Annotated in this window: 9 protein-coding genes; all 9 read right to left on the bottom strand. The window is 38.8% G+C overall.

Going from position 1 to position 7,061, the window contains the following annotated elements; all coding sequences use genetic code 11:
* Positions 1-235 precede the first annotated feature (235 nt).
* Genes cas2 through cas10 form a run of 9 tightly spaced genes read right to left on the bottom strand, consistent with a single transcriptional unit; the run spans position 236 to position 6,916 of the window.
* Entirely contained in the window at positions 236-499 is a 264-nt protein-coding gene (gene cas2, locus OQ5_RS0107740; RefSeq protein ID WP_016776938.1) for a CRISPR-associated endonuclease Cas2, read from the bottom strand.
* Between the two features lie 33 nt (positions 500-532).
* Entirely contained in the window at positions 533-907 is a 375-nt protein-coding gene (locus OQ5_RS0107735; RefSeq protein WP_016776937.1) for a hypothetical protein, read from the bottom strand.
* A complete protein-coding gene (locus OQ5_RS24440) occupies positions 897-1,112 on the bottom strand; it encodes a hypothetical protein (RefSeq protein ID WP_016776936.1) in 216 nt (71 codons plus the stop codon). Before OQ5_RS24440 ends, OQ5_RS0107735 begins: the two co-directional genes overlap by 11 nt.
* Positions 1,102-2,175: a TIGR02221 family CRISPR-associated protein gene (csx2, locus tag OQ5_RS0107725; RefSeq protein WP_016776935.1), complete on the bottom strand. Its 1,074-nt coding sequence runs from the start codon at positions 2,173-2,175 to the stop codon at positions 1,102-1,104. Before csx2 ends, OQ5_RS24440 begins: the two co-directional genes overlap by 11 nt.
* 11 nt (positions 2,176-2,186) lie before the next feature.
* Complete coding sequence (gene csm5, locus OQ5_RS0107720) at positions 2,187-3,329, bottom strand: type III-A CRISPR-associated RAMP protein Csm5 (protein WP_016776934.1); 1,143 nt, start codon at positions 3,327-3,329, stop codon at positions 2,187-2,189.
* Positions 3,305-4,330 (bottom strand): type III-A CRISPR-associated RAMP protein Csm4, encoded by a 1,026-nt coding sequence (csm4, locus tag OQ5_RS0107715; RefSeq protein ID WP_016776933.1) that lies wholly within the window; start codon positions 4,328-4,330, stop codon positions 3,305-3,307. The genes csm5 and csm4 overlap by 25 nt, the downstream gene beginning before the upstream one ends.
* A gap of 1 nt (position 4,331) precedes the next feature.
* On the bottom strand, positions 4,332-5,033 hold the full coding sequence (gene csm3 / locus OQ5_RS20535) for a type III-A CRISPR-associated RAMP protein Csm3 (protein ID WP_016776932.1): 702 nt from the start codon (positions 5,031-5,033) through the stop codon (positions 4,332-4,334).
* Between the two features lie 27 nt (positions 5,034-5,060).
* On the bottom strand, positions 5,061-5,504 hold the full coding sequence (gene csm2 / locus OQ5_RS0107705; RefSeq protein WP_016776931.1) for a type III-A CRISPR-associated protein Csm2: 444 nt from the start codon (positions 5,502-5,504) through the stop codon (positions 5,061-5,063).
* Positions 5,501-6,916 (bottom strand): type III-A CRISPR-associated protein Cas10/Csm1, encoded by a 1,416-nt coding sequence (cas10, locus tag OQ5_RS0107700; protein WP_016776930.1) that lies wholly within the window; start codon positions 6,914-6,916, stop codon positions 5,501-5,503. Before cas10 ends, csm2 begins: the two co-directional genes overlap by 4 nt.
* Positions 6,917-7,061: the final 145 nt, after the last annotated feature.

The following is a 7,061-nucleotide window of genomic DNA, read 5'->3' as shown; positions in this document are numbered from 1 at the left end:
GATTGGGAGCCGTTGAATTGGCCTAAAAAATTTACCCAAAAATAAGGGTTTTGGAAAAGAAATCCCCGGAATTTTGGGTTTAAATGTTGTCGATGTATAATAAGGCTTTTTTGCCCTTTCTTCGACAATTATCATTAACTTATCAATTACCAGTATGTCAAAGAGCTTTTTTTGAGAAGTCTGGCGATGAAGAAAATTTTTTATTAGCTGAAAACGTTTGATCGACGACTAACCATTACAGAAAGTTGTCTGTCTTAGCACGTTCTTTACCTACGATTTCTTTATCGAGCCACTTCTCATTTCGTGTTTTAAAGATTATCAAACTATCGGTTTCGTTGTCCATAATTAGGGAAGCTCTGTTTTTTAATTCTTTGAGTTTTACTTCCGATATTTCTCCTTCGAATACGGAATTTTGTATCCAGTTGAGATATTTGCGGCATAGCTTCAACATTTTGTTGGTCCGCTTTTCGTTGACGTCGTATACAAGAATTACATACATCTTTAAATAGTGGTCTGTGTTTTAAAAAACTTGTCACAAATATTTTCTAAAACGGCAGAATTTAAAAATACTGCTTTTTTGGTCTTTATCATTTATCGATACTTTTCGCTGTGTAGTTGATGCTATACATTGAATATGATGTTTTTGAAGTTTTTTTACGACAGCAAAAGTCAGAGTCATTTCGCCCATGATATGTACTGCATTAGTAGGAGACGCGGGCTGGTCTTCAAAGATTTCCACACAACGGTTTAGCAGGCTGTTGGCAATTGAATTGATTTCATTTTCATCGGCCATCGGGTCAACAAGAGGAAAGGACAAATCCCTGATGTTTCCAAATTGTTTTTCGGCTGTTGATTTTTGTTCCCGATCCCATATATCAGAAGGGTGATTGCTTAAATTAATGAGCATCTTTAATAATTTCTCTGAATTGCGTTAAACTTTTTTCCAGCAATTTTTTAAACTCACTTCCATTTTTGGAATCTTTGCGCATTCCATTATGATTGATATCATTTCGGATTGTTCTGAGGCGTTCATAAGGCTTTTTCAGTTCTGCAATGGTTTTGGTGCTAAGCATTTGTTCTATTATATCCTTATTTTTTTTGTCACTTTTCATCCCAATCTTCTTCTTTTGTTTTAACTGATAAAATGTAAAAGCCCGATGAAATAGCCTCCCTAATATCCGGATTCTGCATATCAACATTCAATTTTGAAGCTGTGTAGTTAATGGCTGTTTCCTGTAAAATTGTTATACCCTGCTGAATCAGTCCGTTATCAATACACCATTCAACAGCGGTAAGGCCGTTTAGTATGTTGTTGGTTTTGAAATTTTTAATTCTGTTTTTCAGTTTGTCCAATATGGGGTTAAGTGGTTTTATTATTTCATTCTGAAGTTTTTCCAGGTATTGGTGAACTTTGATTACCGAAGCATTGGAAATAATATTCTGGCCACGACAGGTTTGAATATCTGTCGAAAAGTTTATTAACTCATTTTTTATTCCTTTTAAAAGTTTGGCAGATTCTTCAATATATCCTTTATTTTTTAGAACAACTGCAATTCTTTTATCTGTAAGTTCAGCTATTTTCGTTACCTGCCCAAAGTTAATAAAATCACTTGCAGCAATGCTCCAATCCTGTAATTCAGAAAAGGCTGTTAAATCCATTATTGGTGCAAAATTATCATTGTCACGGGCTTCATAATTGCCATAAGTGATTCGTTTGAGGGTGATGTTTTTAAGATATTTGGCGTAATTGAGAAGAACAAGAAGCAGCATGGGTAAATAGCGAAAAGAATGGGTAATGTCCAGATGTACCTCGTCATTTTCTTGTAATGAGTTATAAATGGCATCAAAAATTGCCCAAATTTCTTCTGTTGTTTTTCCGTCGGGAATAGGCTGTGTTTTGGCTTGAGGTAACAAGTTTTCCAGCCCTTGGTAGTCTTCTTCTTTTCCGTCCTTGTTTACTCTCTTATGAATGGATTGATTCCAATTATTTTTATAGGCGGCGTTGGTCAAGAATAGCAATATTTGGTCGTTTTCGTTCCAGTCATTTAATAAAAGGTCCACACAGGCTTTTTGAACAAAGCGCTGTTTAGAGTATTGATCCCGGGTTTGCCAGTAATAATTGCAATTCTCGTAAAATCCGTTTCCTAATATTGAAAGAAATACTTTTCGTGCCATACTATTATTTTTTACTGTATTGAAATTTTAACCCATCCCATTGGTTCATAAATGTCTGAAATAACTGAGCGCGTAACAGGGAAAGGTACTTTTGGTTTATATTCCCTTTCTTTTGGGGCTTTTCCCAGCTTATACATTTTGCAAAAAGATTTAAATGCTTCAATGTCTGTTTCGTAGAGGATCATTGCCATGGTATTGTTAAAGAAGCTTTTGCCGGAACCAATCCTCAAAAAAAAGGTCAATTCTCCGCTTTCTTCAATGCGGTCTATTTCTTCGGTCACCATGTCGTAGAAAGTATTTAATTTCTGATTTATTTTCCTGGATACACCCGTTGAATGCTCATACAATATCTCCTGTTCTGTGACAATGGCGTTATAGGCAAAAGTATTCATTTGTTGAGTGAAGTATTTATCCGGTCTCCAGCGAACCGATTTATAGGTCAGTATTGAAGAATAGCCTTTGTTAATACACATTTTCACTTGCGGAATACTACTATATTCTGGATTGTTCAGATGAATACGTTCGGTTTTGTAGACCACCAGCGATTGGGTCGGAAAGGGATCGGTATCGCTCATGCTTAAACCGGCAAACAAGTGCTTTCCCTTTTCGTCAAGCGCATCCGGGAATTTCTGTTCAATCTCTTTAGGATATTGATTATTGAACCATTCTGCCTGATATTTGGGAAGAAGATGATTGATGATGGTATCGAGCGCTTTATTTCCATCCTCAGAATGCTTTAGCCAATAGTAAAATAGAGCGGTTTTGACAGCTCCTTTGAGTGTGGATCCTGGAATAACAGGTTGTCCCGTTACCTGGTAACAGCAGGCCACCTGTTCTTTTCCACTTCCCGGGTTTGGGTATGGGAGTACTGTTCCGGTAAGGTTGAGTGGTGGAGTTTCCAGTTCATTTTCGATAAAAAGTTTCAAGTCCGCTTTTGTGCCCGTGCGTGACTCATTAATCGATTGCGAAATATATTGCGCGAAGGTCTCTATTTTGTTCTTTTTCTTCAGGAGATTTTGAAATTTTACGGCATTGATTCGGTATATCTGTTTGTCCTTTACAAAAAAATCTGTAACAGGCGACCAGACTTCTCCTGTCCCAACCGATATTGGAGTAATTGTTTCCAGTTTCAGATATTTTGTTGTTTTTTCCATAGCATTTCGAAATTTGGATGTAACGGATAGAGCAATGACCGGCCATATCGCCGGTAGCTGCCGTCGTTGTTGGGAGAGATATCCACAATCCGCCCCGATACAGGCCGGGTAACAATAGCTCCTTCGCCAATCATATTCACCAGCTTCAGTCGTTTGTTGCCATTTATCCGGCGGCCACCACGGGTGACAATCCTGTAAAAGGAAAAGGCGTCGACTTCTTCTGTTGACGGATTGGTAAGCGACAAAGACAGGTAATTCTCTGAAAGGTCGGAAGGAATATTGGCTTCAGCCAGCCGGACTTCCTTAAACTGTCCGCAGCCCGTAGAGCGGTCGCCACCAAGCCCTTCATCAGCCAGTAGGTTCAGCACTGTCAGGAATTTTTCCTGATTTTCGGTTGAAAGATGTTCATTCATATAGAAGTAGTAGCCCGTTTCCATATCGTTACGTTCGGACACGGGAAACACAATATTGGTTTGGCTGTAGATACAATTATCCTTTTTGGGCGTATGTACTTTCACTTTGGGAACGGTAACTTCTTTGTAAACCGTTATTTTTTCCAGACCGGTTTCTGAGATTTCATCTTTAAGACAGACCAGTTTTCCGTCGAGTAGTGTGCACCGTTCAGGCTTCAGCCATTCATCCGGAAGAACTCCCCTGTTTATGATTCCTTCTGATACAAAAGCAATCTTTTTCAGTTTTTTGTGTTCTTCGCTTTGATACAGGTTAGCTGTAACCGGCTTCGGTAAAAAACGAATGGTTTTTCCTTCTGCCCTGATAAAGAAAAACGCTGACGATAATCTGATATCATCTTCTTCAAAACTTTTGACCAATACCGAAGCATCGCCAAACGCCTTACTCCAGATGTTTACCAGGGCAGCAAAAATCAGGTCGGACGAAGGGTAGGGTGTAACAGCATTTAAATGCTGTTCTTCCTCTTCCGGTAATATTTCCCCAAAATGATACTGCTTGCCGGACATTGAAATAAGTTCAACGCGTTTCATCTTATATGGTATTTATCCAGTAATTACTCGTAATATCCTCTTCATGCTGGTTCTCTTTCGGCTTATAATAGCCTGTAATGGTTCGTCGTTTGAGGCTGATATCTTTAAACCGGACACGTCCGTAGCCTCTGGTACCGCTTCCTCCCAGGTAGTCATCTTCGAGCAGATGAAATGTCCTTACGATTTCGTGCATGTGCACATCCTCCTTGTTATCGTCGTACACGTCATAAATCATATTAAAATGGAATACAGCACCTGCCGGTACCCGTTCCATCTGTCTCGGGTCTTTAGCACTGCCTTTTTTTCGGTCAATACGGTTTTCCCACTTGCTTTCCGTCCATTGAAATTCCATTTCGATCTGGTTGAAAATTTCCTTAAATGCGACAGTATCCAGCATTGCATCAGACACAATAATGCGAGATATTTCATTGGTTTTGGTGCTGCCAAAGATGGTAGAAACAGGTTCTCTGTCCTCTTCAACACTCATAAAACCATGCTCTTTGGCCAGTAACGTTCTGAGTTTCCCTTTCAATGAACTTCCCGGTATGTAAGGAACACCTTCAAAATCGGATTTTAAAGGTACCGACTTAATCACGTTATTGTCGATAGCGCCTATGTCGCTGATCGAGGAAGAACCTCCTATATGTAACCCGGTAATGAGTTCAATCTTTCCGTTTATGATGATTTTTCCTGTAAGTTTCATTTTTTAAGCATTTTATTCGTTATTAAATCAGTTCTTTTTCCCGAAATATTTATGATAGGCTACGATGGCCTCAAATACCTTAAGGAAATCGGACAATGAAATACCTTTACTTATGAGGTTGTCCTGCAAAAGGAAAAACTTCCGAACTGATTCCTTTTTGTATGTTTGTTGTCGTGCAACCATATAGGCAATTTGAGGCCGTAGCAGCTGCAACTCGATTTCATTCTTTGCAGCTCTTGCCTTGGAATAAAGGTTTCGAACCTGAGAGATGCTAATGTCCTTTCCGTTTTTAAGGACAAAATTTTTCAAATTTTCTATTGTTTTTCCTGTTTCTTCAGGATTGTTTCCTTTTGTGAAAGAAAGCAGACAATCAGGATAACCCGGAAAATCGTTTTTTAACGATTCTAACAGTTCTTGATCGCTTTTTTCCTCATTGAATTTTCGGGGCTTCTTTTTTGTTTGATTATTCATGACTTTAAATTTTTAAGTTTATATTCGGCTATTCGTGCAGCAACCGGGAAAATCATGGGATTGACTTTCTCTTTTTCCATAAAGGCATTCATTATTAAGTTCTCGTATTCCTTAACCAGTTTTTCTGCTGCATCCCGGTTATCGGGTTTTACATTTCGTATAAAATAGAATAATCGCCACACGCGTGGAATGTCTAAACGCCCACGATCCGAATGGCGCAAAGCTGCCGCAAACCCTTTTCGGCTCTCTCTTATACGTGAAATGACGGCTTTACTTTCACCCCGATTCCTGACCAAATTATCCAGTAAGTTGGAGATATTAATCATTCGGTGAAATTCATCCCACGTAAACGGTTCTCCTAAAACAGAAACACGGTTTTTTTCGGGTGAGGCTTCTTTTGCCAGAATCAGATGATGTTCGGCTGTTGATGCCATCTTTAAAATCGGATATGAGGGCTTAAAAAAAATGATTGAAGCTGAAAAAGTTATGACTTTTTTAATATCCGGAATCTCTTTCAGTAGATTGTTCGAAAAAGTTTTGAATTTATTTTGCAGTAATTCGGTAAATTCCAATACTGCGTCGAATCCGCCAAGCAGAAAGGTATCATCCCCGCCTGCAAAAACAAGGTAGATATTGTCTTTGTAACGGTGGCGATTTCCATTATGATAAAATACTTCTTTCTCGCGGAGTATCTTCAACTCCTCACTAAAGAATTGGATCAGGTGAGAAGAAAGTTTGTCCGAAGCTTCTTTGGTACTCAATTTTTGGAAGTATTTTCCGAGATTGTCTATATCTAGTTTCAGGGCCGCAAGCAGATCACTTCCTGTACGTTGCCTGGCAAAGTCCGCTAAATGATCAAAGTCGATAATCCCACTTTTCGGGGGTTCCTTATTTTCACCATTTGGTCTTTCCTGACAATCGTCCCATGTAGGAATATCCTCCGGTTTAACTTTTGTGGAGGAGGCAGGTGATGGCATACGGTATGGATCAAAAAAAGCCTCTGTTAGCTTTCCCTGTTGTAACTTATCTATTCCTGCCTGCCCTTCTATCAAACCCCGGTAACGGGTATAATTTTGATTTAGTTCTTCTTCTCCAGGAACTTCATAACAGGAAAGCACCAAATTTAAACGACCTTTTCGTTCTTTTCTCTCATACCTTTTTCGTAACTGGTGCCATTGTTCTTCCCATTGGGACGGCTTAGGAGCTTTTAACAAAAAATAGCCACCCCCTGTTATGAGTATTGTGGCATTTAGCTCTCTGGCTATATCCTGGCCGGTTTGCCGGGTACTTTCTTTTATTTCCAGCGAACGATGCTTCAATCGCTGTGCAGCACCATCATTCTTTACCGAAAAGATATAATTCTGGATGCCTGCAACGTCACCTTTAATCAACAGTAATTTCTTGTTTTCCATATTCACTTTTTGTAAAACTAATGTTCCTTATGATTGGAGATGAAATGATAATAGCAGCTTATGTCTTAATATTAAACGTTGCGTCTCTATGTTTATTTTTTTTAAACTTACTATTTAAAGAAAGTTGTTATGATATTTATGAGTG

Source organism: Anaerophaga thermohalophila str. Valhall, assembly GCF_000250735.1.
In the GTDB taxonomy this organism is placed as follows: Bacteria; Bacteroidota; Bacteroidia; order Bacteroidales; family Marinilabiliaceae; genus Anaerophaga; species Anaerophaga thermohalophila_A.
The sequence above is the reverse complement of the archived record's forward strand: the minus strand, read 5'-3'. Positions and strand labels throughout refer to the sequence as shown.

Excerpts from the sequence above, each read along its gene's own strand:
- cas2 (WP_016776938.1), bottom strand. The coding sequence starts at position 499 with ATGTATGTAATTCTTGTATACGACGTCAACGAAAAGCGGACCAACAAA.
- OQ5_RS0107735 (WP_016776937.1), bottom strand. The coding sequence starts at position 907 with ATGCTCATTAATTTAAGCAATCACCCTTCTGATATATGGGATCGGGAA.
- OQ5_RS24440 (WP_016776936.1), bottom strand. The coding sequence starts at position 1,112 with ATGAAAAGTGACAAAAAAAATAAGGATATAATAGAACAAATGCTTAGC.
- csx2 (WP_016776935.1), bottom strand. The coding sequence starts at position 2,175 with ATGGCACGAAAAGTATTTCTTTCAATATTAGGAAACGGATTTTACGAG.
- csm5 (WP_016776934.1), bottom strand. The coding sequence starts at position 3,329 with ATGGAAAAAACAACAAAATATCTGAAACTGGAAACAATTACTCCAATA.
- csm4 (WP_016776933.1), bottom strand. The coding sequence starts at position 4,330 with ATGAAACGCGTTGAACTTATTTCAATGTCCGGCAAGCAGTATCATTTT.
- csm3 (WP_016776932.1), bottom strand. The coding sequence starts at position 5,033 with ATGAAACTTACAGGAAAAATCATCATAAACGGAAAGATTGAACTCATT.
- csm2 (WP_016776931.1), bottom strand. The coding sequence starts at position 5,504 with ATGAATAATCAAACAAAAAAGAAGCCCCGAAAATTCAATGAGGAAAAA.
- cas10 (WP_016776930.1), bottom strand. The coding sequence starts at position 6,916 with ATGGAAAACAAGAAATTACTGTTGATTAAAGGTGACGTTGCAGGCATC.